27 protein-coding genes and 1 tRNA gene are annotated in these 22,383 nt (G+C 65.6%); 21 read left to right on the top strand and 7 right to left on the bottom strand.

Annotated features, from left to right (window positions below; genetic code table 11):
* Nucleotides 1-116 precede the first annotated feature (116 nt).
* From KS03_RS17015 to KS03_RS30090, 10 genes are all read left to right on the top strand, one after another.
* Complete coding sequence (locus KS03_RS17015) at nucleotides 117-476, top strand: single-stranded DNA-binding protein (RefSeq protein WP_017432208.1); 360 nt, start codon at nucleotides 117-119, stop codon at nucleotides 474-476.
* 488 nt (nucleotides 477-964) lie between these two features.
* Nucleotides 965-1,405: a hypothetical protein gene (locus KS03_RS17005; RefSeq protein WP_017432210.1), complete on the top strand. Its 441-nt coding sequence runs from the start codon at nucleotides 965-967 to the stop codon at nucleotides 1,403-1,405.
* A gap of 14 nt (nucleotides 1,406-1,419) precedes the next feature.
* Nucleotides 1,420-1,572 carry a hypothetical protein gene (locus KS03_RS17000; protein WP_017432211.1) on the top strand — a complete coding sequence of 51 codons (153 nt, stop codon included), beginning with the start codon at nucleotides 1,420-1,422 and terminating at the stop codon, nucleotides 1,570-1,572.
* A gap of 2 nt (nucleotides 1,573-1,574) precedes the next feature.
* On the top strand, nucleotides 1,575-3,401 hold the full coding sequence (locus KS03_RS28980) for a phage tail tip lysozyme (protein WP_127913923.1): 1,827 nt from the start codon (nucleotides 1,575-1,577) through the stop codon (nucleotides 3,399-3,401).
* A 2-nt stretch (nucleotides 3,402-3,403) separates the two neighbouring features.
* Nucleotides 3,404-4,138 carry a hypothetical protein gene (locus tag KS03_RS28975; protein ID WP_017432213.1) on the top strand — a complete coding sequence of 245 codons (735 nt, stop codon included), beginning with the start codon at nucleotides 3,404-3,406 and terminating at the stop codon, nucleotides 4,136-4,138.
* A complete protein-coding gene (locus KS03_RS32320; RefSeq protein WP_167343609.1) occupies nucleotides 4,135-4,287 on the top strand; it encodes a hypothetical protein in 153 nt (50 codons plus the stop codon). The genes KS03_RS28975 and KS03_RS32320 overlap by 4 nt, the downstream gene beginning before the upstream one ends.
* A complete protein-coding gene (locus tag KS03_RS16985) occupies nucleotides 4,284-5,150 on the top strand; it encodes a baseplate hub protein (protein ID WP_045678857.1) in 867 nt (288 codons plus the stop codon). Before KS03_RS32320 ends, KS03_RS16985 begins: the two co-directional genes overlap by 4 nt.
* Complete coding sequence (locus KS03_RS16980) at nucleotides 5,140-5,895, top strand: oxidoreductase (protein ID WP_017432215.1); 756 nt, start codon at nucleotides 5,140-5,142, stop codon at nucleotides 5,893-5,895. Before KS03_RS16985 ends, KS03_RS16980 begins: the two co-directional genes overlap by 11 nt.
* A 123-nt stretch (nucleotides 5,896-6,018) precedes the next feature.
* The gene (locus KS03_RS30095) at nucleotides 6,019-6,615 is read left to right on the top strand and encodes a hypothetical protein (protein ID WP_017432216.1); all 597 of its coding nucleotides are present in this window, start codon (nucleotides 6,019-6,021) and stop codon (nucleotides 6,613-6,615) included.
* Nucleotides 6,612-7,742: a helix-turn-helix domain-containing protein gene (locus tag KS03_RS30090; protein ID WP_080942759.1), complete on the top strand. Its 1,131-nt coding sequence runs from the start codon at nucleotides 6,612-6,614 to the stop codon at nucleotides 7,740-7,742. Before KS03_RS30095 ends, KS03_RS30090 begins: the two co-directional genes overlap by 4 nt.
* 420 nt (nucleotides 7,743-8,162) lie before the next feature.
* Here the strand turns inward: KS03_RS30090 and KS03_RS16970 are convergent, their stop codons facing one another.
* Nucleotides 8,163-8,693, bottom strand: a complete 531-nt coding sequence (locus KS03_RS16970; protein WP_017432217.1) for a hypothetical protein — start codon at nucleotides 8,691-8,693, stop codon at nucleotides 8,163-8,165.
* Between KS03_RS16970 and KS03_RS33205 the strand changes: the two genes are divergently transcribed.
* On the top strand, nucleotides 8,693-9,124 hold the full coding sequence (locus KS03_RS33205; RefSeq protein ID WP_269671292.1) for a beta-ketoacyl synthase N-terminal-like domain-containing protein: 432 nt from the start codon (nucleotides 8,693-8,695) through the stop codon (nucleotides 9,122-9,124). The two genes, KS03_RS16970 and KS03_RS33205, sit on opposite strands and share 1 nt — an antisense overlap.
* Here KS03_RS33205 and KS03_RS16960 read toward each other — a convergent pair.
* Together KS03_RS16960 and KS03_RS33080 are read right to left on the bottom strand one after the other, a co-directional pair.
* Nucleotides 9,121-10,254: a site-specific integrase gene (locus tag KS03_RS16960; protein WP_232252222.1), complete on the bottom strand. Its 1,134-nt coding sequence runs from the start codon at nucleotides 10,252-10,254 to the stop codon at nucleotides 9,121-9,123. The genes KS03_RS33205 and KS03_RS16960 overlap by 4 nt on opposite strands.
* Before the next feature lie 111 nt (nucleotides 10,255-10,365).
* The gene (locus tag KS03_RS33080; RefSeq protein ID WP_017432220.1) at nucleotides 10,366-10,500 is read right to left on the bottom strand and encodes a hypothetical protein; all 135 of its coding nucleotides are present in this window, start codon (nucleotides 10,498-10,500) and stop codon (nucleotides 10,366-10,368) included.
* 676 nt (nucleotides 10,501-11,176) lie between these two features.
* Between KS03_RS33080 and KS03_RS31465 the strand changes: the two genes are divergently transcribed.
* The gene (locus tag KS03_RS31465) at nucleotides 11,177-11,566 is read left to right on the top strand and encodes a hypothetical protein (protein WP_124836205.1); all 390 of its coding nucleotides are present in this window, start codon (nucleotides 11,177-11,179) and stop codon (nucleotides 11,564-11,566) included.
* On the opposite strand, the gene KS03_RS16950 is transcribed toward KS03_RS31465, so the two are convergent.
* On the bottom strand, nucleotides 11,567-12,541 hold the full coding sequence (locus KS03_RS16950) for a LysR family transcriptional regulator (protein WP_015877339.1): 975 nt from the start codon (nucleotides 12,539-12,541) through the stop codon (nucleotides 11,567-11,569).
* 198 nt (nucleotides 12,542-12,739) lie between these two features.
* Here KS03_RS16950 and KS03_RS16945 point away from each other — a divergent pair, with 198 nt between their 5' ends.
* Complete coding sequence (locus KS03_RS16945; RefSeq protein WP_035981175.1) at nucleotides 12,740-13,687, top strand: cupin domain-containing protein; 948 nt, start codon at nucleotides 12,740-12,742, stop codon at nucleotides 13,685-13,687.
* A gap of 154 nt (nucleotides 13,688-13,841) precedes the next feature.
* On the opposite strand, the gene KS03_RS32310 is transcribed toward KS03_RS16945, so the two are convergent.
* Nucleotides 13,842-14,012 (bottom strand): hypothetical protein, encoded by a 171-nt coding sequence (locus KS03_RS32310; RefSeq protein WP_015877337.1) that lies wholly within the window; start codon nucleotides 14,010-14,012, stop codon nucleotides 13,842-13,844.
* Here KS03_RS32310 and KS03_RS31460 point away from each other — a divergent pair.
* The 3 genes from KS03_RS31460 (at nucleotide 14,001) to KS03_RS16930 (ending at nucleotide 15,518) form a co-directional block, all read left to right on the top strand.
* Nucleotides 14,001-14,270 (top strand): hypothetical protein, encoded by a 270-nt coding sequence (locus tag KS03_RS31460; RefSeq protein ID WP_127913924.1) that lies wholly within the window; start codon nucleotides 14,001-14,003, stop codon nucleotides 14,268-14,270. The genes KS03_RS32310 and KS03_RS31460 overlap by 12 nt on opposite strands.
* Before the next feature lie 145 nt (nucleotides 14,271-14,415).
* Nucleotides 14,416-14,766: a surface attachment protein Sap1 gene (sap1, locus tag KS03_RS16935; protein ID WP_015877336.1), complete on the top strand. Its 351-nt coding sequence runs from the start codon at nucleotides 14,416-14,418 to the stop codon at nucleotides 14,764-14,766.
* A gap of 197 nt (nucleotides 14,767-14,963) precedes the next feature.
* Nucleotides 14,964-15,518: a YaeQ family protein gene (locus tag KS03_RS16930; protein ID WP_015877335.1), complete on the top strand. Its 555-nt coding sequence runs from the start codon at nucleotides 14,964-14,966 to the stop codon at nucleotides 15,516-15,518.
* A gap of 94 nt (nucleotides 15,519-15,612) precedes the next feature.
* Here KS03_RS16930 and KS03_RS16925 read toward each other — a convergent pair whose 3' ends face one another.
* Nucleotides 15,613-16,029 (bottom strand): VOC family protein, encoded by a 417-nt coding sequence (locus KS03_RS16925; protein WP_015877334.1) that lies wholly within the window; start codon nucleotides 16,027-16,029, stop codon nucleotides 15,613-15,615.
* A gap of 509 nt (nucleotides 16,030-16,538) precedes the next feature.
* On the opposite strand from KS03_RS16925, the gene ada reads away from it, so the two are divergent.
* The 3 genes from ada (at nucleotide 16,539) to gshA (ending at nucleotide 20,370) form a co-directional block, all read left to right on the top strand.
* A complete protein-coding gene (gene ada / locus KS03_RS16920; RefSeq protein WP_015877333.1) occupies nucleotides 16,539-17,627 on the top strand; it encodes a bifunctional DNA-binding transcriptional regulator/O6-methylguanine-DNA methyltransferase Ada in 1,089 nt (362 codons plus the stop codon).
* Entirely contained in the window at nucleotides 17,624-18,607 is a 984-nt protein-coding gene (locus KS03_RS16915) for a DNA-3-methyladenine glycosylase family protein (RefSeq protein WP_015877332.1), read from the top strand. The genes ada and KS03_RS16915 overlap by 4 nt, the downstream gene beginning before the upstream one ends.
* A gap of 149 nt (nucleotides 18,608-18,756) precedes the next feature.
* On the top strand, nucleotides 18,757-20,370 hold the full coding sequence (gene gshA / locus KS03_RS16910; RefSeq protein ID WP_015877331.1) for a glutamate--cysteine ligase: 1,614 nt from the start codon (nucleotides 18,757-18,759) through the stop codon (nucleotides 20,368-20,370).
* Between the two features lie 440 nt (nucleotides 20,371-20,810).
* Here gshA and KS03_RS16905 read toward each other — a convergent pair.
* Nucleotides 20,811-20,886, bottom strand: a tRNA-Lys gene (locus KS03_RS16905).
* 189 nt (nucleotides 20,887-21,075) lie between these two features.
* Between KS03_RS16905 and KS03_RS16900 the strand changes: the two genes are divergently transcribed.
* Together KS03_RS16900 and KS03_RS16895 are read left to right on the top strand one after the other, a co-directional pair.
* Nucleotides 21,076-21,480, top strand: coding sequence for a PaaI family thioesterase (locus tag KS03_RS16900; protein WP_015877330.1), 405 nt, complete (start codon nucleotides 21,076-21,078; stop codon nucleotides 21,478-21,480).
* A 10-nt stretch (nucleotides 21,481-21,490) separates the two neighbouring features.
* A complete protein-coding gene (locus tag KS03_RS16895; RefSeq protein ID WP_015877329.1) occupies nucleotides 21,491-22,375 on the top strand; it encodes a patatin-like phospholipase family protein in 885 nt (294 codons plus the stop codon).
* Nucleotides 22,376-22,383 lie beyond the last annotated feature (8 nt).

Below are 22,383 nucleotides of genomic sequence, written 5' to 3'. Positions count from 1 at the left end.
CGCGACAAGGCCCCTTGCAGTTTTGTCGCGTTGTCTCTTCTTCCCTTTAGGGAAGAGACAAACGCGACAAACAGGGTGCATAGGCTCTTTCTGAAACATTCAACCTGGAGCAAATCGTGATCGATGGACTGGTGAGCGGAAAGCTGTTCGGCACGGCGACGAGCCGGCAGGGACGCAACGGTGGGAAGTTCGTGACGTGCAAGGTGCGCGCCGCGGTGGACGGTGGTGAGGCGATGTTCGTGAACGTGATCGCATTCAGCACGACGGTGGGTGATGCGCTGTTGGCACTCGAGGACGGTGACTCGGTGGCGCTGGCCGGCACGCTGACGCCGAAGGTGTGGACGGACAAGCACGGCGACGCGAAGCCGGCGCTGGACATGGTGGCCCATGCGGTGGTGACGGCCTACCACGTGAAGCGGAAACGCGCCGCCATGCGCGACAGTGCATCGGCGGACGACATGAACGACGACCTGTGACCGTGGTAACGGTCCGGATAACGGTGGGAGAGGTGGATATGGCAACGACGGCAGAGCGCTTGAAGGCGCACGGCAAGCGGATGCGGAAAGCTGGTTTCGTGCAGATCACGGCGTGGGCCAGCCGCGATTTGGTGGCGCTGCTCAAAAAGGAAAAGCGGGCTGGGGAGTGCCGAGGCAGGACGCTGGAGCGCTTGCTTCTCGGGGCGGCATGTGAGCGGCCGGACTACTGGAGCGAGGCGGAACGGGCAGAGATGACGCCGGCCAGCGGAAGGAAGGGCCGGATGCGGACGCGTCGAAGGCTCGCCGGATTGATGGAGCGGGCTGCGCAGATCGGCGTGCCGTCAGCGGAATCTGGGGGCGGAAGTCTACAGGAGTGCGCACGTGAGTCTAGAAACGCAGAGGGCGGTTCGTGAGGCGCTCGGACAGGGTTGCGTCGGCCAGGTGGCCGGATGGCATCGGGGTAATTCCACATTCATTGGAGAAACAGCATGGCTCGCAAAACCACCAACTTCACGGCGACTGAGGGTCGTGACGCCGGCAAACGCTTCCTGATCACCGAGATGTCGGCCGCACGGTCGGAGGACTGGGCGGCGCGGGCGCTTTTCGCGGTCATGGGCGCCGGGGTGCAAATCCCGGACGAGGTCTTGTCCATGGGAATGGCTGGCGTGGCCGCGATTGGCATCAAGTCGATCACCAAGGTTCCCTTCGAACAGGCGAAACCGCTGCTCGACGAGATGATGACCTGCGTTCAGTTCGCGTTCGGCGACGGCACCGCCGGCGGCGCGCGGGCGCTGATTGACGACGACACCGAGGAAGTCTCGACGCGCCTGCGCCTGCGAAAGGTCGTGCTCGACCTGCACCTCGAGGGTTTTCTCGGCGCCGCCCAATCCGCGCAGGCCACTGGGGCGGCGCCGACACCGGGCGCCTGATCAACTACCCGAACGTGCCGCGCACTATCGGCGCGGTCGTTTCCCGCCGGCTGGCCACCCTGGCCGAGCTGCAAACCAACTTGGGGCAGACCGACTTGCATGGCCTGCTCGAAATAATCGCCGTCGACAGCTACAACGAGCGCGTCGCGGCAGAACGGAGGAAGTGACCGTGGGCACCACCATCGTCGACGCACTTGTCGTCACCCTCGGCCTCGACGCCGCCGCGTTCAAGCGCGGCAAGGCGGAGGCCGGCCAACTGACAAAGAAGCTCACCGCCGAGGAGCTGGCGGCGGCCAAGCAGATCGAGGAGCGGAACAAGCGCGCCGCCGACTCGTTCCGCGCCTTTCGCACCGAGCTGCTCGCCATCGTTGGTCTGTTCGCCGCCGGGATCGGCATCAAGGAGTTCGCTGAGCAGACCATTAAGGGCGCGATTGCGACCGGCCAACTTGCTCGAGATCTGGGCATGGTGCCCGGTCAAGTGCGTGCCGTCGAGCAGTCGTTCGATCGCCTGGGAGCCTCGGCGGCCGATGCCGACGACGCGATGCGGGGCATCCAGGAGCAAGCCGCCAAGCTGAAGAACGGTGACTTCGACGATCGCCTGCAGGCCTACCTGATGAACGCCAGCCGGGCCGGCGTAAAGGGTGCCAGCGTGCGCGACGTGGACGATCCGATCAAGAAGCTGCAGCAGGACGCGGAGATTTCCCAGCGGCTCGCGCAAACCCAAGGGCGCGGCTTCGCGATTCTGGCCATGCAGCAAGAGGGGTACAGCCGAGCCATGGCTGACGCCCTGATGAGCGGGCCGGCTGCACTGCGGGCCGAGATGGACCGCCAGTCGAAGCTCAACCAGCTAGCGCAAGAAGAAGCCGACCGCTTGCGTGCGCTCGACAACCGCTGGAAGGATTTAAAGGAGGGCATTGTGCTGTCAGCGCAGCGCGCGGTCATCGGCATGACGCCGGCGTTCGAGGCGATCATGAAGCTGCTGACGCCGCTGTCCGATTGGTTCGCGGCGCACGCGGACCAGATCGGGAAGCAGATCGTGGCGCTCGCGGAGCGGTTCGCGGCGTGGGTGAAAGACATCGACTGGAAGCAGGTCACCACCAATGTGAAATCGTTCTTTGCTGAGCTCGATGGTGGCATCAAGACGATTGGACGGCTTGGAAATGCGTTCTCCGAGCTCGGGGAGGTCATCAACGCGTTGGTGCAGCGACGCTGGGGTGACGTCATCAAGCACGGCAAGCAGTTTCTCGCGGACATCAACGACGTCGGCAGCGATGGAGCCGACGCTGGCGGATCGTCCTCAAGTTCTACCGCTGCAGGCGGCTCCAGCGCGTATGGCAACGGTGCTGATCTCGCCAAGGATATGCGTTCCGCTGCGGCAGTCTCCCGTCTGATGGAGATGGGATGGTCCAAAGAGCAAGCAGTGGGCCTCGTTGCAAACTTCTGGCGGGAAAGCCAACTGAATCCGACTGCTATTGGCGACAACGGGCGGGCCTACGGAATCGGTCAGTGGCACCCGGACCGACAGGACGCGTTCAAGAAGCTGTTCGGGACTGACATCCGAAGTTCCACGCTCGATCAGCAATTGCAGTTCGCGAACTACGAGCTTCGCAGTGGCGGCGAGCGGGACGCCGGGCGTCGGCTGCTGGCGTCGACCAATGCACTCGATGCGGCGGCTATTGCGTCTCGCTACTACGAGCGTCCCAAAAACGCCGATTCGGAGGCCCAGCAGCGCGCGTTGTACGCGTCCGATCTATATGGGGCGCTCGGTCGAGCCAACGCGGCGCAGATTGCGCGGCAGACCGCCGTAGCGACTCTGCCTGGGCTTTCGAGCAGTGTTTCGAATACGACGAACTCGAACGAGACCAGTTTCTCTGGCCCGATCCATATTCATTCGAGTGCCACTGACGGCGCGGGCCTGGCGCGCGACTTCATCGACGAGGTGGGGCGCCGGCAGTTTCAGTTCGACGTCAGCCAGGCCAACACGGGGATGTCCTGACCATGCCGCTCCCGAATCTCCCGGTCCCCGACTTCCCCAACGTGCCGCCGCTGCCTGGCGTGCCGGCCCTGCCGCGCGCGCCCGGCGAGTCGTTGGGCTCGTTCGCGATCAGCACCGTCCTGTCCGACGCCGTCGACTTCCTGCAGTCGATTCTTCGGCCGCAGTGGGGCATCTTCGACAGCCGCGGCGTGCCGGTGGCGCCGGCCGACACCGCGCTGTCGATCGAGTACCGCGGCGACTCGCATATCTCCGGTTACCCACAGGAAGAAGGCGGGTTTGCCTCCTACAACAAGGTGCAGGTGCCATACCAGGCGCGCGTGCAGCTCGTCTGCGCGAAATCGGAGGCAGCCCGCCAAGAATTCCTCGCGCAGATCGAGGCGGCCAAGCAATCGACCATGCTGTTCCGCGTCGTGACGCCGGATGTCACCTACGAGAACGCCAACGTCATCGCCTACGACTATCGCCGCACGTCGCGCGCTGGCGTGACGCTGCTCGTCGTCGAGGTGTTCGTCGAGGAGGTGCGGCAGACGGTGGTTGCAAAGTTTGCATATCAGGACAACACGCCATCTAGCACCGTAACTGGTGCTGTCCGCATCAACACGTTCTCGAATGTCGCGAGTCCAGCATCGGCGGATCCGGTGTCTCTTGGGCAGGTTCAAACCGTCACGCCGACCGCTGGTCAAGCTGCTCTATTCGGGCCGGTGGGAGTAAGCGGAACGTTCGGCGGGGTGCTGTGATGCAGAGCATTCCGCCAAGCGCCGTGGCCTCGCAGAAGCTGAATGCTCTTATCCGCTTCGCCTACCTGGGATTCGTCGACGACCCGGATTACCCCGGCCTCGGCGCGCGCTTCCAACTCGTCTACCTCGAGGGATCAGACCTGTCATGAGCTTCACGAAAAAACGAATCGACGTCACGCTGTCGCTCGGCACCGGAACCTTCGGTGAGAGCGGGGCGAGCACCGTTACGCTGACTGGACTACGGGTGCAGGCAATGATCCGGGCGGTGCCCGGCGACTCCATGCCGCACGCTCAGGTTCGCATCTACGGTCTGTCGTTGTCGATGATGAACCAGCTCACGTCCGTTGGGCTGATCAACGCCTCGGTGCGCATGAACAACACGATCCTGGTGGCCGCCGGTGACGACGAGGATGGCCTGGCGTCGATCTACGACGGCTCGATCAAGGAATCCTGGGGACAGTTCGAGGGAATGCCCGATGTGGCGCTGAATGTGATCGGCGTTGCTGGCGGCGCGGCTGCCCTGAAGCCGGCCGCTGCGTCCAGCTTCACCGGCCCGGCCGACGTCGCGACGATCATGCAGGGCTTCGCGCAAGCGATGGGCGTCCAGTTCGAGAACAACGGCGTGAACGTCCAGCTCTCGAACCCCTACTTTCCCGGGACGACGCTGATGCAGGTGAAGGCATGCGCGCGCGCAGCCGACATCTACTACACGCTCGATCGCGGCACGCTCGCCATCTGGCCGAGAACCGGCGCGCGCGCGACGCCCGACATTCCGGTCATCTCGCCGGCCACCGGCATGGTGGGCTATCCGACGCTCTCCAGCAACGCGATTCAGGCGACCACCGAGTTCAACCACAGCATCATCCCGGGAGGGTACGTACGGATACAGAGTTCGCTGACGCCTGCTGCCGGCGTCTGGTATGTGTCCGAGGTGATTCATACCCTCGAGAGCGAGACGCCCAATGGGCAATGGTTCACCCGTATAACTGCGAGGCCCACCCATGCTTCCTGACGACAATGCCTATCTTGGGCAGCAAGACCAGACCACGGATCTAACCGGGTTCAATGCCCTGTCATTCATCACCTGGCAGATCCTGCGCCAGATCAGCGGCGCGCGGCTGGTCGCGGTCAAGGCGGTGACGAGCGCCGGCGACGTGGCGCCGGTCGGCTTCGTCGACGTGCAGCCGCTCGTCAGCCAGCTCGACGGCTGGAACAACTCGGTCCCGCACGGCACGATCTACCACCTGCCGTTCTTCCGGCTGCAGGGCGGCGCGAACGCCGTGATCATCGATCCGCAGGTCGGCGATATCGGCGTGGCCGTCATCGAGGACCGCGACATCTCCTCGGCCAAGGCCAACCGCGGCTTCGCGAACCCCGGCTCGAAGCGCATCTTCGACATGGCCGACGGCCTCTACATCGGCGGCTTCCTGAACGGCGCGCCGCAGCAGATCGTCCAGTTCAACGCGGCCGGCATCACGATCTCGTCGCCCACGCAGATCCGCCTGGCCGCGCCGACCATCGTGATCCAGGCGACGCAGACGGTCGGCATCACCGCCGGCCAGGAGATCACGAATTCCGCGCCGATCGTCGAAGTCGACGGCCAGATGACGCAGGGTGAGGGCCCGCTTGGCGGGAACGCCGCGATGCAGGGTCCGCTGATCGTCCAGCAGGACGTCACAGCAGCCGGCACCAGCCTGCATTCGCACACGCACCCGGACGTCCAGCCGGGCGACGCCAACACGGGAGCGCCGAACTGAAGGAGCTTGCCGAGCAGTGTGAGCGGTAGGGTAAACGTCACAGCGCATGGCGGTTGACGATCGTCCGAATTTCCGACAATATCTGGTTGACGATTCCGTCATTTACCGAAAAAGTGAGCGCTGATGCACATGCCATTGCCGTGGAAGTCTAAGGCTGCTTTGTCTGAAGACCGCCTTAACCTGATTGCCTCGAATCTGCGTGAAATCTTCTACGGCGTCGAGACGCTTCTCGATTCCGATGACGACTGTAACTACGGTAGAGGTGCATTGTTCTTCAGCCGCTCGCGGCAGCGTCTTATTCGTCTGGCGACCTCGGGCGAGTATTCGTGGCTGAAGCTCACCAACTCGGCGATGGACGTTACGTTGGAGATCGGTGGGCTTCCGTTTCGTTTTTTTCGGGACGATCACGAGACGCCAAAAAAGAAGGGCTTCTGGCGCCGCAATGATTCCGATCGATTATTCGATCCGGACGATCGCGAGCCAGTGATTTTCCGCTTTATCGTCCAACGTCCTCTGACGGACGACGACGAGCTCGAGATCTATTTCGTCGGCTACAACGTCATGCAGGAGGTGGTGTGCGAATGGCGTTACGGCCATGTTCGCGTCCTCAGTGACCTCAATGATCAACTTCCGGAAGAGGTGCCTCAAGCACCCGCGCGTGCAGATATCCCGGAATCCGAGGAGTCTGCTCCGCGTGCAGGTAATGACAACGTGAAATGACTGCCGTATTTGATGGAGCAAACCTTCGCCTCGTTCGCTGCGCACAGGGACTGTCGCTGGCGGACGTTGGCGAGGCTGTAGAGAAGTCCAAGCAATACATCCAGCGTATCGAATCCGGAACCGACACGCCAACACCTCAGTTGGTTCATGCATTAGCGTCCTTCCTCAACGTTGAGCCTGAGTTCTTGTTCGCAGGTGATAGGCAAGCGTTGAGAGAGGACGTGTTTCATTTTCGGAAGTTGATCGGAACAAAGCCGACGGATAAGCAGGCCGCCATGGCTACGGGGGAGCTTTTTCGCAAGATTGTGGATTTCATCGACGGCACGCTTAAGCTGCCGAGCGTTGACTTCCCTGAGCACGATATTGGATCGCCTGAGGCCGCTGAACGTGCAGCGGAGAAGTGCCGAATACACTGGGGGCTAGGTGTTGGTCCGATTGGGAACATGGTTCGAGTCGTCGAAAATGCCGGAGCGGTCGTAACCACGTTCGAGAGTGCTGGGCGCGGGATTGACGCGTTGTCGATTGCAGCGCCCCGGCCGATCGTAGTCACGAATAGCGCTGATGCTTCTGCATGTCGAGTGAGGTTCGATCACGCCCACGAAATCGGTCATCTCGTCGGCCATGTTGGCCGAAGCACCGGAGACAAAGCAACGGAGGCAGAGGCGAATCGTTTTGCGTCGGCATTTCTGCTGCCGCGGAGCTCGTTTGTGAAGGAGTTTCCGGCGTTACGTGGTGGCACGCAAATCAATTGGATCGCGCTTTCAGAAATGAAAATGCGTTGGCGCGTTAGCAAGGCAGCGTTGCTATACCGTGCGCGTCAATTAGGAATTCTGTCCGAGGATTTGTACAAACGCGCGTTGATTGGGCATTTGTTTGCCAAAAGCGAGCGATATACAGAGCGTGAAGATTCTCAGATTCCTCACGAGCGTCCGGAGCTGTTTGACAGCGCCATATCACTTTTGTCCGAACGGCTGGGTATGTCGCTTGAGCAAATTGCTGCGTCGGTAAAGATGAAGAAGTCGCTGTTCTTGTTGGTAGCGCCTCAAGCCCGTGCCTTTGAACGGCGATCACCTAGTACGGTGGTGTCCATGAAGAGCTATCGGAAGCTGACTCCTAGCGCTTGTTGAATGTGGGATGGCGCCGTAAGGCGTCAGCTCAAATCGCATCTGGCCGTGGCGCAGGCGCTCATGCCGTTCCGTCCAGCAGCATGCACGCAACCCGCTAACCGGCCACTTCACGCTGAACCCTAGGGCAGCGTGCTACCGGACGATGGCCTGTTCGTGCTGGCCTGAGTGGGCGAGATGGTGCTGTCGCCGAACGAGGCTTCGCCCGCGCGTCTGCGCGAGGTGCTGTTTTGGCCCGTTCGTCCGTGCTCAACGATGCGGTGCTGCGGACCAGGATGTGCTGGACGGGCTTGACGGCTTGGCTACCTGGACTGCTCGCTTCGAGCTCTACAGCGACGATGCCTATCGCGGATAGATCGAGCAGGCCTGCGTCGATCCTGGCCGTCACGTCGGCCGTGCCGTCCCTGGGCGCACCACGTAAATTCAGCGCCACTTCTGAAAATCTAGATAGCGGCCGAATTTCTCTCGAACTCCGCTTGCTGCCTCGAACGTGAACCAGCGCGTCAGTTCAGTGTGGCGCTCGACTAGATTCGGTGGCGTTACTCCGTTGTTTGCCGCCGTAGCCTGCTCTATCGTCCACAGAGACGCGGAATTCTCAAGGATTTCGTGAACGTAGTCCGCTATTTCAGGGCCAAACAAAAATTGAATCTTCGGCTGTGTGTTAGCAAGATCGATGCGTTGTTCGCCGTGGAGCCAGCCGACTCCGTTGTGCGAGACATGTGACGCGTAATCCCAGACAAGGTCAAACAGTTCGTACCGTCGTTCGAACAGATCCAAGTTCAACTTGGCCTTTGCAACCCGGTACTGCCGGAACGCGATAGTCGCCGCAATAAATGCAGCCAGCAATGCGACTACGGCCGCAGGAAGGCCCTTCGCGTACTCGAAACAAAGCGTGTGCTCTGCGCAGATGGCCGGCGCAATCTGCGGGATCGGCGTAACGGGCGGGATCGGCATTGTCGGCTCCTTATGTGTTGGTATCGCGAAAGGTTACAAGAAGCGATTTCGCGCCGCATTTCTTGCCAGGGCGTTACGCGAAACCGGCGATGCCCGTTATGCGCCGTTTCGCGACCGGCGCCGAGGCTCTCTCGCACCAGCGCAGCACCGGCAATGCGCTGAGCGTGACGGCCGGGCGGCTGGCCTTCGTGCTCGACTGGCAGGGGCCGGCGCTGGCGGTCGACACCGCCTGTTCCTCGTCGCTGATGGCCCTGCACCTGGCGGTGCGCCGCGGCGAGTGCTCGATCGCGCTGGCCGGCGGCGCGGGCCAGGCCAACTACGCGGCCTCCGATGCTCGACGCGCTTGCGCCACACCGAGGGCGTCCGGCGCTGCTGGCCTTCGCCGCAGTGAGAGCGAGCCGGCACGTTCCCTCGACGGCGAGCGTCGCTAGCCGATGAACAGTGCTTCCCCCCGCTTACCCGCGTCTGGCGCGGCGTCGGTGATCCACCGTCCATATCGTTGCTCGATCATCTTGAGGCTGATGTGACCCATCTGGTTGGCTACCCACATCGGCGGCTCGCCGGCCGACAGCATCATGCTCGCGTAGGTGTGTCGCGTCTGGTACGGGCGGCGGTAGCGCACGCGTGATTGCTCGATGGCTCGATTCCAGGCCAGCCAGATCACCTGGTCGCCGCTCCACGGCGCCCCGGTGCGTGGGTTGTGAAACACCTCGGCACCCATGGGCAGCGTGAACTGCTTCTGATCGGCCAGCGCGGCCAGGGCCGGTCCGAGTAACTTCACGTCGCGCCGGCTGGCGCGTGTCTTCGTCTTCTCGACCTTGTTCAGGACGCGTGCCGCACGTGTCTGGCCTCGCCGCACTTGGACTATCCCGCGCGCCCAGTCGATGTCGGTCCACCGTAGCGCAACCATCTCCGATGTGCGCAGGCCTGTCCAGAAAGCGAACTGAAACAGATTGCGGTCTTGTCCGCTCATGGCTCCGAGGATCACGCACTGCTCGTTAGACGTGAACGGATCGATATCGTCGTCGGATTTGAGCCCGTCGTTGCGCTGGTAATTCCAGTTCTTGAGCACATTCCGCGCTACGAGCTCGTCCTCGGTCGCCTCATCGAGCGCGGTGCGCAGGACCGACAACACGTTCGTCATCCGTTTATTGCCGAAGGTCTGCGTGGCCGCCCAGTCACGCGCGTGCGAGCGCTTGAAGCTCGACAGCGCGTGATGGCCGAAGGCCGGCTTCAGCGCGCCGTTGACTATCTTCCGGTAGCCCTCGAGAGTGCTTGCGGCAAGGACGTTGCTCTGTCGTGCGAGCCAAGCATCGAGCAGATCGGCGATCAATACGGGTTCGGCGGCCGGCGTGGTGTACCGCGTGTTCTCTGCGGACTCCGCCCACTTCTCGTATCCGCGGATATCGATGAGCATCTGCCCGTCCGGTGCCTTGATCCATACCTGTCTCTCGCCCCACACACCGTTGTGGCACCTCGATTTCACGGCGTCTTCGGTGTAGCCGGTCATCTCGCAAAACTTGAGCACGGTGACATACCGCGGGGCAAACGATGTGGACATATCGGCGCTTCTCGGAACTGCGTGCAAGGTATTTTGATGCCGAGGACGCCTCCAGCGCGTCAAGAGTGCCGACGGTCCCTCGGTCATCGGCAACTTGGGGATGGCAGCCAGTTAGCGTTTGGCGAGCCGCTCCAGCACCTCGCGATGCTCTTCCATGACTTTGCGCATGGCACGGAGCACCTCGTCTCGCCCTTCCGGGGTGGACATATCGATCACCGCCCGCGGCTTGATGAGCACGCGCGGCATCGTCGATCTCCTGTTGCCAGCGCTACTCCTGAATCGTCAGTTGATGGAAATATCGCCGAGGATTGCCGCACATCCAGCAACTGCAGGGCGTCGGCGTGTCTATGACCGCCCCGGCTTCCCTACCATCTGCGAGCGGCCGCCCCCACCAAAGCCGACGGTTGCGCTTGATTCTCGCGCGATTCGCGCGCCGCTGCGGCGTACCTGCCATTTCTGCACCTCATAATCGAGTGTCGTGTCCCTCGTCGAGCGCGTAGCGTCATGCCCGGCATCGCTCGAGCGTTCAATCGCCGGGCAATGCTGCGTGCCCCCGTGGATAACTCGGGTCACGGTCCGTTTTTAGTACACGAGTTAGTACACGAAATTTGGCGATATGGACGAGGCCTTTGATCTGTAAGGCTAGGACCGTGCTCGCTAGGTTCTGCATCGAAGCGATTGCACGATGTCAAGCCGGCGGCCCGTCTATCACCCGAGGCCGACTCCCGATCCGCTCCCAGGTTGGGTTGCGATCGGTTCGCCGAGCGCGCGGATTAGCCGCTGAAACGGACGACGACCGCAGTCATTGACGAATAGCGGCGAAAACGTCTCGTCCTCCACCATCCGCCGCTGCTGACAGCGTGGCGCCAACGCTGGCCGCTCCGCCAGCCGATCATGCGTTGGCGCTTCCCGAGAAATCGACATGGAATCGAAGCGCCGGGTTCGCGTTTCCGCAGCCGACTTCGGCACCGGCCGGTTGCGGCTCGCCGCGAGTGCTACGGTCATTGCTCGTCCTGCTCGAAACATGACAATGTCCACACCTGTCCCGGCCGTAACGGGTTACCTGGTCCTCGCGCTGTCGCTCGCGTCCACCAGCGCCCTTGCCCTGACTCCGTTCACGAATGACGCGCCGCCCGCGGCCGGCTTGGTTCGCGTCAACGATCAGCAAGACTACGAACGCGCGCAACGCCATTATCAGGAAGAACGCCGCTACGACCGCCTGCGCTACCAGCGGCAGCAGGAGCAACGCATCCACGACGAACGGGTGCGCCAGGAACGACTGTACGAGCAGCGCTTGCAGCGCGGCTACTGATCAAAAGTCCCAGTAGCCGGGGCGCGCGAACACCTCGGCCTGGAAGTCGATAAAGGCACGCACCTTCGACGAAACGGTTTTTTTCGGCGGATAGACGGCCCAGATCGCCGATGCCGCGCGCGTGGCCTGCGCATCCCAGTCAGGCAGCAGATGCAGCAGGCTGCCGTCGCGCAGTGCGCTGCCGATCGCCCAGGTCGGCAGCAGGGCGATGCCGCATCCGGCGATCGCGAGCTGCCGCAGCGCCTCGGCGTCGTCCACGCGCAGCCGGCCGCTCAGCCGCACCGCTACGTCCCTCGCCTTGCCCGGCGCGCTGTCGCCGGCATCGCCGGTTTCCTGCGGCGCCTGCCCGACCCGTGCCTGGCGCCGAATGAACCACCATCGATCGTCGGATACCAACGGAAATCGCAGCGTGGCATGGCCGGCGAGCGCCTCCGGCGTGGCCGGCATGCCGTGCCGTTCCACATAGGCAGGACTCGCGCAGGCCACGCGCCGGTGCGTGGCGAGCCGCCGCGCGATCAACTGCGAATCGGGCAGGGCGCCGATCCGGATCGCCAGATCGATGCCGGCATCGATCAGGTTCAGCGTCGTGTCGGTCATCACCGCGTCGACGTCGATCCCCGGATAGCGCTCGGCGAGTTCGGGCAAGTGCGGGATCACGTGCCGCAACCCGAACGCACGCGGCATCGTCACGCGCAGCAGCCCGCGCGGCGACGCGTTCAGCGACGACGTGGCATCGCGTGCCTCGTCGAGCGCGCTCATCACCACTAGCGCATGTTCGCGGAACAGCCGCCCGCCCTCGGTCAGCACGAGTCCGCGCGTGGAGCGGTTGAACAGTGCGATGCCGAGATCGCGTTCGAGGTCGGCCACATAGCGCGAGACGGTCGAGGTCTTGACCGCGATCCGATGCGCGGCCTTGCTGAAGCTGCCCGATTCGGCGGCGCACAGGAAGGCGCGGATGGCGGAAAAATAGTCCATGGAAGTCGGCCCCGCCCAGCCGCGTGCCGCTGTTTCGTTCCGTGCAGTTTAGGGCAAGCCGGTCGCTCCGGTTATCCCTTTCGTGCAAGGCTCATTTCCGCTGCGGGCGATTCCTCGGCCCGTGGGGCGGCGCCTATAGTCGGTGCCATGCCGGAGACGGCCGCCCACCCCTTCCCCACATTCGACGGAGCCGGAACCATGCTGGACACGACCCTGCCCTTCACGCCGCAGTTCGGCGACGAGCGCGCCATGCTCGACGCCGAGTATTTCGAGTACACGTCGTCGGCGAACCCGATCGGCGCGAAGCTGATTTCGCGCGTGCCGTACCGGAGCTTCGCCGCGTCGCTCTGCGATAGCGGGCCGACGCGCGTCGTCCCGCTCGACCTGTCCGCCGAGCTGGGCTGCGATTATCCGGCCACCGGGCCGTGCCTGTTGGCGAGCTTCGTGCGCATCGTGGCGGGCGAGCAGGTGACGGTCGATCCGAACGCGACTTCGCAGGTGTGCTACGTGATCGACGGCGCGGGCTCGGTCGCGCAGCGCGACAGCGCGTTCCGTTTCGGCCGGGGGGATTTTTTCTCGCTGCCCGGCGGCGCGCCGGCGACACTTCGCGCCGATTCGACCGCGCGCCTCTACTACGTCAGCGATGCGCCGCTGCTCGCCTATCTGGGCGCCCGCGCCGCGCAACCGCGCTTCGCGCCGACGCTCTATCCGGCCGCCCGCGCCAGGGCCGAACTCGACAAGGTGGCGACGGCACCGGGCGCGGCGCGGCGCAACCGCGTGAGCGTGCTGCTCGGCAACCGCCGCTTTCCGCAGACGCGCACGGTCACGCATTCGATGTGGGCAATGTTCGGGACGATCGCGCCGAACAGCGTGCAGAAGCCGCACCGGCACCAGTCGATCGCGCTCGATTTCATCCCGCACTGCCGGCCCGGCGTGTACACGCTGGTCGGCACGGAACTGGACGCGGCGGGCGATATCGTCGACGCCGAGCGCGTGGACTGGGCGCCGGGCATGGCGTTTGTCACGCCGCCCGGTTACTGGCATGCGCACGTCAACGAATCGAACGAGTCTGCCTACGTCATCCCGCTGCAGGATGCGGGGCTGCAAACCTATCTGCGCGCGCTCGACATTCGCTTCGCGCGTTGAGGGCCGGCAAGCCGGACGGCGGCCGCTGCGCGGGCCGAGTCGGGCCGCCCGCGCAGGGCGGCCGGCACGAACCCCCGCAACCCACCGAGGCGGCGATGCGCCAAGCCGGCGAGATGGAAGTGCAGGGTGGGCGCGCCGGCGCCGCCGGCGAGCCTCAGTGCCCGCGCCGCCAGCGCTTGAGTGGATGGCGCCAGTCGATAGGCGCCGCCTGTTCGTCGCGCGGATGCCGGCGGCGATGTTCCTGCCATAGCTCGTCGGAGAACAGCGTCGCCACGATGACGAGTGGCAGCACCAGGAAGATGCCCAGGATCACTTGCTCGACCACGATTGCCCCCGTGCGGCTGACTGGCTGCGTATCGCCATGTTCTTCATTCTAGGTATTGCGCACGCCGCGTGTTCGGTTTTTCTCGAACCCGGCGCGCCGTGCGTGGTGTTGCTACCCTCGATCAGGTCCGGCACGATCGCGTCGCGGGCCGCGAAGGTGCGCCGCAGCACGCAGCGCCGCCGCGGGCCGGGTACCGGGCATCCGGGCGCACCGGCCGTGACGGCGCGCTTTCGTCTGCGGGATGGGCCGGCGCCGTGATGCGCCTGCCGCATCCGCACAACGATTGCACTTGGCGAGCGCGCACGCGTTTTCTAGCATGGAGGGATGCGGTGCGGCCGATGTCTCGATGTCTTCGACCCATTGGCTCAACGAGCCGGCGCGCCGCGCGTCAGGAGGGGACGACATGATCGGACGAATCGGTTTCGCGCTTGCGTTGATGGGCGGTGCGGCCACGGTGGCCCAGGCGGGCGGCGATGTCGTAGTGAAGCCGCGCCAGGAAGTGCATCTGACGAAGGACGCCTGGGGCTGCCTGTCGAAGGACAACCTGGATTCGGTGCTGTCGCACGAGCGTGACGGCCAGGCGCAGGCGAAACAGCAATACTTCGACGACTATCGCTGCGTGAGCGTGCCGGACGGCGCGCGCTTCCGCGTGGTCAGCGTCGATCGTGACGACGTGCAGTTCGTCAGCGCCGACAACAGCGACCAGCAGGGGCTCTGGACCGACGTGCGCTTCGTTCGACCGGTTCGGCCGTAGTCGGTACGCCGTCGCGCCCCGATATCTCGACGCATCGGGCTGCCGCATCGCTTCGCTGCGGATTCCCCGGCTCGCCGCCGCTTAGCCGGCCACGAGCCTGTCTGGCATGCGTGGCATGCCGGGCGCGGCGCGCGCCTCGCGCATTCGGTATCATCACGGCCCGACCGAACCCTTCGCCCGCAGCGGCACGATACCGGATGGCGCTCAAATCGACGATCTACAAGGCTGAACTGCAAATCGCAGACATGGACCGGCACTATTACGCCGACCACTCGCTCACCGTCGCACGTCACCCGTCCGAGACGGACGAGCGGATGATGGTGCGGATCGCCGCGTTTGCGCTGTTCGCGCACGAGCGACTCGAATTCTGCAAGGGGCTGTCGGATACCGACGAGCCCGATCTCTGGCTGAAGGACCTGACGGGCGCGATCGAAGCCTGGATCGACGTCGGCCAGCCCGAGGAGCGGCGCATCGCGAAGGCGAGCGGCCGCTCGGCCGAGGTGGATGTGATCGCCTATGGCGGCCGGACCTCGGAAATCTGGTGGCAGGGCGTGCGCAGCAAGGTGGAGCGCCTGCGCAACGTGCGCGTGCTGTCGCTCGCGGAGGGCACCGCGGAGGCGCTCGGCGCGCTGGCCGAACGCACGATGCGGCTGCAATGCACGATTCAGGACGGCGCCGCGTGGCTGTCGAGCGCCGCGCACGATCCGGTCGCGATCGAATGGACGGTGCTGAAGCCGCGCGCGGAACGCTGATGCCCGCGCGCCGGCCCGGGGTGCCGGCGCGGCTCCTGTCCCCGGCCCTGGTTGTCACCGGCACTGCGGCCGCCGCTGCGGCGCCGAGCGCGCTTCAGCCAGCTGCGGCGCGCGGCGGCCCTTTCAACTCGACCATGTTGCCCTCCGGATCGAACAGGTAGATCGACGGGCCGTAGCCGTCCGCGCCGTAGCGCTCGGCGGTTTCGCCCGGCCGCGCCGCGTGCGCGGCGAGATGGGCGCGCAGCGCGTCGGCGTCGAACGGATCGACGCGCAGGCAGAGATGATCGAGGTTGCGGCCCGTGCCGGGCACGCCGCTGTCCGCGCGGTCGAGCGGCGCGTCGCGGTCGAGCAGGTCGATCAGCGAGGCGCCCGCGCGCAGTTGCACGAGCCCGAGCTCGGGCTGCGTCTTCTCGAGGTGGCAGCCCAGCACGTCGCAATAGAAACGCGTCATCGCCGTCATATCGAGGGTGCGCAGCACGACGTGGTCGATGCCAATAATGCGGGGTGTCATCGGGGGGCCCTCCTGTCGCGCGATGCTTTCGATGCGTCGAGTCTAGTCGATCGGGACAGCCGGCGCGTGGGCGCGGCGTGCCGGACGGGCCGCGCGCGAATGATGCAAAATCGGGGATCGGGAACGATGGACGAAAAAAAGCCCGCTCTAGGGGAGCGGGCTTAATCCATATCAGGAGGAGACATGGAGGAGACAGTTCCAACTATACACACGTGCATGGTGCAACGCAATAATTCGAACGTAAAAAAACGTCAGAGAGTCAATCTGACGCATCGATTGGGCCGGATCACGCGGTGCGGAAAAGCGCGGCGAAATTGGGTGTAGCTTTCGCTTAACGGCCGGCGGTGCGGTGGCCCCGGAGCGGCCGGGCAGCGGCCCCGACCAGGGCGGCGGCAGTCGGACGGCTCGCGCCGCGCCGGCGCGCCGGAATCAGAGCGCAAGATTCCGGCAGGCGGCGCGCGGCTGGGCACGTAGAGTTGAGTCATTCCCACTGTTGTTGCGAGGCGCACATGCAATCTCCCAGGTACTCGACCGATGCCGCGCGCTGGGCCGCCCTCGTCGCACGCGATGCCGAGGCCGACGGCGCGTTTTTCTACGCGGTGAAGACCACCGGCGTGTTCTGCCGGCCGAGTTGCGCATCGCGCATGCCGCGCCGCGAGAACGTGGCGTTCTTCGAGACGCCGGCTGCGGCGCGCGAGGCGGGGTTCCGGCCCTGCAAGCGCTGCCAGCCCGAGCGTGAACCGCGCGAGATCGAAATCGTGCGGCGTGCCTGCGCGGTGCTAGACGCGAGCGACCGCGCGACGCTGGCCGAGCTCAGCGCGGCCGTTCACGTGAGCCCGTTTCATCTGCAGCGGCTGTTCAAGCGCGTGGTCGGCGTGACGCCGCGCCAATACCAGGCGGCGCGGCGCGGCGCCGCCTTGCGCGACGCGCTGCAAGGCGGCGCCGCCGTCACGCGCGCGGCGGTCGATGCCGGCTATCAGTCGGCCTCGCGCGTCTACGAGGCGGTGCCGCGCGAGCTCGGCATGGCGCCGTCCGATTTTCGTCGCAAGGGCGCGGGGCTGCGCATCGCATACGCCACTGCGCCGACGCCGCTCGGCTACGTGCTGGTCGGCGCGACCGAGCGCGGTATCTGCCAGATTGCGTTTGGCGACGCGATCGCGCCGCTCGTCGACGCGCTCGCGGCGGCGTTCGAGAATGCCGAATGCGTGGCAGCGCCAGAGCGGCTCGCGCCGTTCCTTGCGCAGATCGACGCCTATCTGCGCGGCGCGAGCGAGCAGGTGGCGCTGCCGCTCGACATCAGCGCGACGGCGTTCCAGCAGCGCGTATGGGAAGCACTGCAGAAGATCCCCTATGGCCAGACGCGCAGCTACGCGCAGATCGCCGAGGCGGTGGGCTCGCCGCGCGCCGTGCGTGCCGTGGCCAATGCCTGCGCGTCCAACCCCGTCGCGCTGGCGATTCCGTGCCATCGCGTCGTGCAAAAGAGCGGCGCGCTCGCCGGCTATCGCTGGGGTGCCGCGCGCAAGGCGGCGCTGCTCGCGGCCGAGGCGCGCCATGCGGCCGGCTCGCCGGCCGAGCCGTCGCTCGACGACGCGGCATGACGCGCGCTGCAGCGTCCGCCGGCCGCGGCGCAACCGCGCCGGGGGAGAGCCGCGGCGACGGCGATGCTGCCGCGGCGCGCGTCGAGTTCGCGCTGCCGTTCAAATCACCCTACGACTGGCCGCGCGTGCTGCGCTTCCTGGGCGGGCGTGCCTCGCCCGGCGTCGAGACCGCGGCCGACGGCGCCTATCTGCGCGCGATCGATTATCGCGGCGCGAGCGGCGTGCTGACGGTGCGCCGCCATCCGCGGCGGCGTTGCCTAGTTGCGGCGATCGATGGCGAGGCCGCTCTGCAGGCCGACGCCGCGCTGGTCGCGCGGCTGTCGGCGATGTTCGACGTCGGGACCGATCCGCTCGCACTCGGCGCGCACCTGTCGGCCGACGCGTGGTTCGCCCCGCTCGTCGCCGCCGCGCCGGGCTTGCGCGTGCCGGGCGCGTGGTCCGCGTTCGAACTGGTGGTGCGCGCGATCGTGGGCCAGCAGATCAGCGTGAAGGCGGCCACCACGATCATCGGACGGCTGGTGCGCGCCGTCGGCGAGCCGCTCGCCACGCCGCCCCATGCGGCTGTCGGCTGGCGGTTTCCCGAGCCGGCCGCGCTGGCCGCCGCCGATCTGGCCGGCATCGGCATGCCGGGCAAGCGGCTTGCCGCGCTGCAGGGTGTCGCGCGAGCCGTTGCCGCCGGCGAGGTGCCGATCGACGGCACGGCGGCCGATCTGGCGACGCGGCGCGCGGCGCTGCTCGCACTGCCCGGCATCGGCCCGTGGACCGTCGAATACATCGCGATGCGCGCCTGGCGCGACGCCGACGCGTGGCCGGCCACCGATCTGGTGTTGATGCAGGCGATCGCCGCGCGCGATCCGGCACTCGCGCGGCCGGCGAGCCAGCGCCTGCGCAGCGATGCGTGGCGCCCGTGGCGCGCCTATGCGGCGATGCATCTGTGGAATGAAATCGCCGATCGGCTGGGGGCCGCACGCGGCGGCTGAGCCGGCCGGAAGCCCCCTGCAGCAAGGCTCTGGCGCGAATCGGAGGCGCTTCAAGCGAGCCTGACGGCGAGATGTTAAAGTGCCCGCTACCGTCAATCCCGGCGGGCGGCGCGTATGGGAGCGAGCCGCCACGCCGCACCTGTGCATCCATGTCGAACAAGATGACTTCCAGCCACACCGACCTGCTGCAGCAACGTCTCGCCGTCCTGGCCAACGGGCCGACGCGTGAACATCTGGTTGACGGCCTGCGCGGCATCGAGAAGGAAAGCCTGCGCGTGTCGCGCGACGGGATGATCGCGATGACGCCGCATCCGCGCGCGCTCGGGTCCGCGCTCACGCATCCGGCGCTGACCACCGATTATTCGGAGTCGCTGATCGAGCTGATCACACCCGCCGAGCGCGATGCGGCGATCACGCTCGACCGCCTCGACGATCTGCATCGTTTCGTTTATGCCTCGATCGGCGACGAGATGCTCTGGAACGTCTCGATGCCCGGCAAGCTGCCGGCCGACGACGAGATCCCGATCGCCGATTACGGCACCTCGAACATCGGGCGGCTGAAGACGGTGTATCGCCGCGGCCTCGCCTATCGCTACGGCCGCACGATGCAGTGCATCGCGGGGGTCCACTACAACTATTCGCTGCACGAGGACGTCTGGCGGCGCCTGCACGAACATGCGCAATCGGCCGCGTCGCTGGTCGATTACCAGTCCGAACGGTATCTCGCGCTGATCCGCAATTTCCGCCGCACCAGTTGGCTGCTGATGTATCTGTTCGGCGCGTCGCCGGCGCTCGACAAAGCATTCCTGCGCGGGCGCGACAGCACGCTCGAAGCGTTCGACGCCGATACGTTCTACCGGCCCTATGCGACCAGCCTGCGGATGAGCGACCTCGGCTACTCGAACACCACTGCCCAGGCGGCGCTGGTAGCCGACTACAACTCGCTCGATGCCTATCTCGACGCGTTGTCGAAGGCCGTCAGCGAGCCGTATCCGGCCTACGAGGCGATCGGCACGCATCGCGACGGCGAGTGGATCCAGCTCAACACCAACGTGCTGCAGATCGAGAACGAGTTCTACTCGACGATCCGGCCCAAGCGCGTGACGTACTCGGGCGAGCGGCCGCTGCATGCACTGGCCTCGCGCGGCGTGCAGTACATCGAGGTGCGCTGCCTCGACATCGATCCGTTCGAGCCGACCGGGATCGCGCTCGAGACCGCGCGCTTCATGGATGCCTACCTGCTCGTCTGCGCGCTCGACGACAGCGCGAAGCTCGAATGCGAGGCCTACCGCGAGGCGAACGCGAATTTCGGCCGCGTGACCATGGAAGGGCGCAAGCCCGGACTCGAACTGACGCGCGATGGCGTGCCGGTGCCGATGCGGGCCTGGGCCGAGGAAGTGCTCGCGAAGATCGAAACGGCGGCGCGCGTGCTCGACGCCATCCGCGGCGACGACGTGCATGCGCGCGCGGTGGCGGCGCAGCGTGCGAAGCTGGAGGATGCCGACAGGACGCCCTCGGCGCGTGTGTTGCACGAGATGCGCGAGCGCGGCGAATCGTTCCTCGATTTCGCCCGCCGGCATAGCGCGGCGCATGCCGAGTATTTCCGGGCGCGGCCGCTCGATGCCGCGGCACTGGCCGAGGCGCGCGGGCAAGCCGAACGCTCGCTCGCCGAGCAGGCCGAGCTCGAAAGCAAGGATGCCGGATCGTTCGATGCGTTTGTCGCCGCCTATCGCGCTTACACGCTGAACCGTTTCAGCGTCTGACGAGCACAGACGGGATCGTTGCGGGCGCAACGGTCCCGTCTGTCAATCATGGGGCGAGCCGTTGGCCGAGGTTTGCCATCCCGTTTCCGGGCACATCGAGCGGGCCGTCCGGCGCGAACCATTCCCGAACCGAGGTTGGCACGGATCGATATCCGCGAGCCTCGCCCCTGTCTGTTGCCGCGCGTCGGCAATGGACGGGGCCACGGCCGGTGAAAGTCTGCTCACGCCATCATCGTCGTAAAGAGGTTGGATGGGCGGTCGGGCTCGAGAGCGCGCTGGTGATGGGCATCATCCAGGGCGAGACGACGGTGTGGCCGAGGCCAGGCGAAGCTATGGCTAGCCTGTTGATTTGGGGCTGTTCTGGGCGGAACTCGGCACGACACGAAACCCGGAAAGCAAAAAGCCCAGCCGGATAGGCTGGGCCAAGTGCATGAATTCTTTGGTGGGGCGTGAGTGACTCGAACACTCGACCTACGGATTAAGAGTCCGCTGCTCTACCAACTGAGCTAACGCCCCCAACAGAAGAAAGATTATGCATGAGCTTTTTTGGCTTGTCCAGCCCTTTCTCGCGTTTTCTTCGAAAAATCGAAGCGCTCTCGCCCGCGCCCGGCGCGGGTCATGAACTGACGGCCGAGCCGGGCTCCCGGTATCATGTCGCCCACATTCATCGCGCGACGGTCGTGCGATGCCGCCGAGGTGGTCACGATGGACGAAGACGCAATCCGGGCACTGCTCGACCGGCTGCTCGCGCCGTGGGTGAAATCGCTCGGGCTCGCGCCCGTCGCCGTATCGGACGAAGGCGTGACGCTGCGCCTGCCGTTTTCCGGCGAACTACGGCACTCGGGCGGCGTGATCTGCGGCCAGGCATTCATGGCTGCGGCCGATACGGCCATGCTGGCCGCCGTCGCGGCGAAACTCGGCGAATTTCGGCCAATGACGACGGTGTCGCTGAACACGAGCTTCATGCGCGCGGTGCGGTGCGGCGACCTGCTCGTCACGGCGCGCGTGCTGCGCACGGGCCGCAACCTCGTGTTCGGGGAAATCGAGGTGATGGACGAAGACGGCAAGATGGCCGTCCACGCCACCTCCACCTATGCATTGGTCAACTAGGGAGCGCGGGATGTTCGATCAGGTCGTATTCGCCGGCGGTGGCAACCGCTGCTGGTGGCAGGCAGGTTTCTGGGATGTCGCGCAGCCGGCGCTCGGCATCCGCCCGCGCGTGATCACCGGCATCTCGGCCGGCGCGGCCACGGCCTGCATGCTCTATACGCGTGATTCCCGATGGGTGATGCGCTACTACCAAGAAGCGCTGCGCAACAACCCGAAAAACGTCTACTGGGGCAACCTGCTGCGCGGCAAGCCGGTGTTTCCGCACTACCGCATCTACCGGCAGGCGCTCGTCGACATTTACGGCGAGCCGTTCGCGCGCCTGGCCGACGCCCCGGAAATCCGCATCGGCGTGTCGCACGTGCCGCGCTGGCTCGGCGCGCGCAGCGCGGTGGCCGCAGGCCTCGTCGCCTACAACATCGAGAAATACATCCGCAGGACGCTGCACCCGACGCTGGGCCAGTCGTTCGGATTCCGGCCCGAATTCGTTCGGGCACAGGCCTGCGCCGACGTCGACGAACTGGCCGACCTGATCCTGCAGTCGTCCTGCACGCCGCCGTTCACGCCGGTGCTGCGCCGCGCGGGGCGGCCCGTGCTCGACGGCGGGATGGTCGACAACGTGCCGGTGGGCGCGCTCGATCCGGCGCCGGGCAAGGTGCTGGTAATGGTCACGCGGCGCTATCCGCGTCCTCAGACGTTTTCGGTCTCGCATGGCGAGCAGACGCGGCTCTACGTGCAGCCGTCGGTGAAGGTGCCGATCTCGAGCTGGGACTACACGAGCCCGGGCCAGATGCAGCACGCCTACGATCTGGGGCGCCGCGACGGCGAACGCTTCGTGGCGGCGATCTCGGCCCAGGCGCCGCACGCGCCGCCGCCGGGGGCGGCCGTTACCGCGTGAATTCGGCG

The sequence above is a fragment of the Burkholderia glumae LMG 2196 = ATCC 33617 genome (genome assembly GCF_000960995.1).
Classification (GTDB): domain Bacteria; phylum Pseudomonadota; class Gammaproteobacteria; order Burkholderiales; family Burkholderiaceae; genus Burkholderia; species Burkholderia glumae.
This window is presented reverse-complemented; position numbering and strand designations above follow the sequence as displayed.

What these genes read in the sequence shown, in the direction of transcription:
- KS03_RS16900 (WP_015877330.1), top strand. Translation starts at nt 21,076, where the DNA reads ATGGACGAAGACGCAATCCGGGCACTGCTCGACCGGCTGCTCGCGCCG.
- KS03_RS16915 (WP_015877332.1), top strand. Translation starts at nt 17,624, where the DNA reads ATGACGCGCGCTGCAGCGTCCGCCGGCCGCGGCGCAACCGCGCCGGGG.
- KS03_RS16960 (WP_232252222.1), bottom strand. Translation starts at nt 10,254, where the DNA reads ATGTCCACATCGTTTGCCCCGCGGTATGTCACCGTGCTCAAGTTTTGC.
- KS03_RS17005 (WP_017432210.1), top strand. Translation starts at nt 965, where the DNA reads ATGGCTCGCAAAACCACCAACTTCACGGCGACTGAGGGTCGTGACGCC.
- KS03_RS16945 (WP_035981175.1), top strand. Translation starts at nt 12,740, where the DNA reads ATGCTGGACACGACCCTGCCCTTCACGCCGCAGTTCGGCGACGAGCGC.
- KS03_RS30095 (WP_017432216.1), top strand. Translation starts at nt 6,019, where the DNA reads ATGCACATGCCATTGCCGTGGAAGTCTAAGGCTGCTTTGTCTGAAGAC.
- KS03_RS16980 (WP_017432215.1), top strand. Translation starts at nt 5,140, where the DNA reads ATGCTTCCTGACGACAATGCCTATCTTGGGCAGCAAGACCAGACCACG.
- sap1 (WP_015877336.1), top strand. Translation starts at nt 14,416, where the DNA reads ATGATCGGACGAATCGGTTTCGCGCTTGCGTTGATGGGCGGTGCGGCC.
- KS03_RS16925 (WP_015877334.1), bottom strand. Translation starts at nt 16,029, where the DNA reads ATGACACCCCGCATTATTGGCATCGACCACGTCGTGCTGCGCACCCTC.
- KS03_RS16970 (WP_017432217.1), bottom strand. Translation starts at nt 8,693, where the DNA reads ATGCCGATCCCGCCCGTTACGCCGATCCCGCAGATTGCGCCGGCCATC.
- KS03_RS31465 (WP_124836205.1), top strand. Translation starts at nt 11,177, where the DNA reads ATGGAATCGAAGCGCCGGGTTCGCGTTTCCGCAGCCGACTTCGGCACC.
- KS03_RS28975 (WP_017432213.1), top strand. Translation starts at nt 3,404, where the DNA reads ATGCCGCTCCCGAATCTCCCGGTCCCCGACTTCCCCAACGTGCCGCCG.
- KS03_RS16895 (WP_015877329.1), top strand. Translation starts at nt 21,491, where the DNA reads ATGTTCGATCAGGTCGTATTCGCCGGCGGTGGCAACCGCTGCTGGTGG.
- KS03_RS16985 (WP_045678857.1), top strand. Translation starts at nt 4,284, where the DNA reads ATGAGCTTCACGAAAAAACGAATCGACGTCACGCTGTCGCTCGGCACC.
- ada (WP_015877333.1), top strand. Translation starts at nt 16,539, where the DNA reads ATGCAATCTCCCAGGTACTCGACCGATGCCGCGCGCTGGGCCGCCCTC.
- KS03_RS33080 (WP_017432220.1), bottom strand. Translation starts at nt 10,500, where the DNA reads ATGCCGCGCGTGCTCATCAAGCCGCGGGCGGTGATCGATATGTCCACC.
- KS03_RS16950 (WP_015877339.1), bottom strand. Translation starts at nt 12,541, where the DNA reads ATGGACTATTTTTCCGCCATCCGCGCCTTCCTGTGCGCCGCCGAATCG.
- KS03_RS16930 (WP_015877335.1), top strand. Translation starts at nt 14,964, where the DNA reads ATGGCGCTCAAATCGACGATCTACAAGGCTGAACTGCAAATCGCAGAC.
- KS03_RS30090 (WP_080942759.1), top strand. Translation starts at nt 6,612, where the DNA reads ATGACTGCCGTATTTGATGGAGCAAACCTTCGCCTCGTTCGCTGCGCA.
- gshA (WP_015877331.1), top strand. Translation starts at nt 18,757, where the DNA reads ATGTCGAACAAGATGACTTCCAGCCACACCGACCTGCTGCAGCAACGT.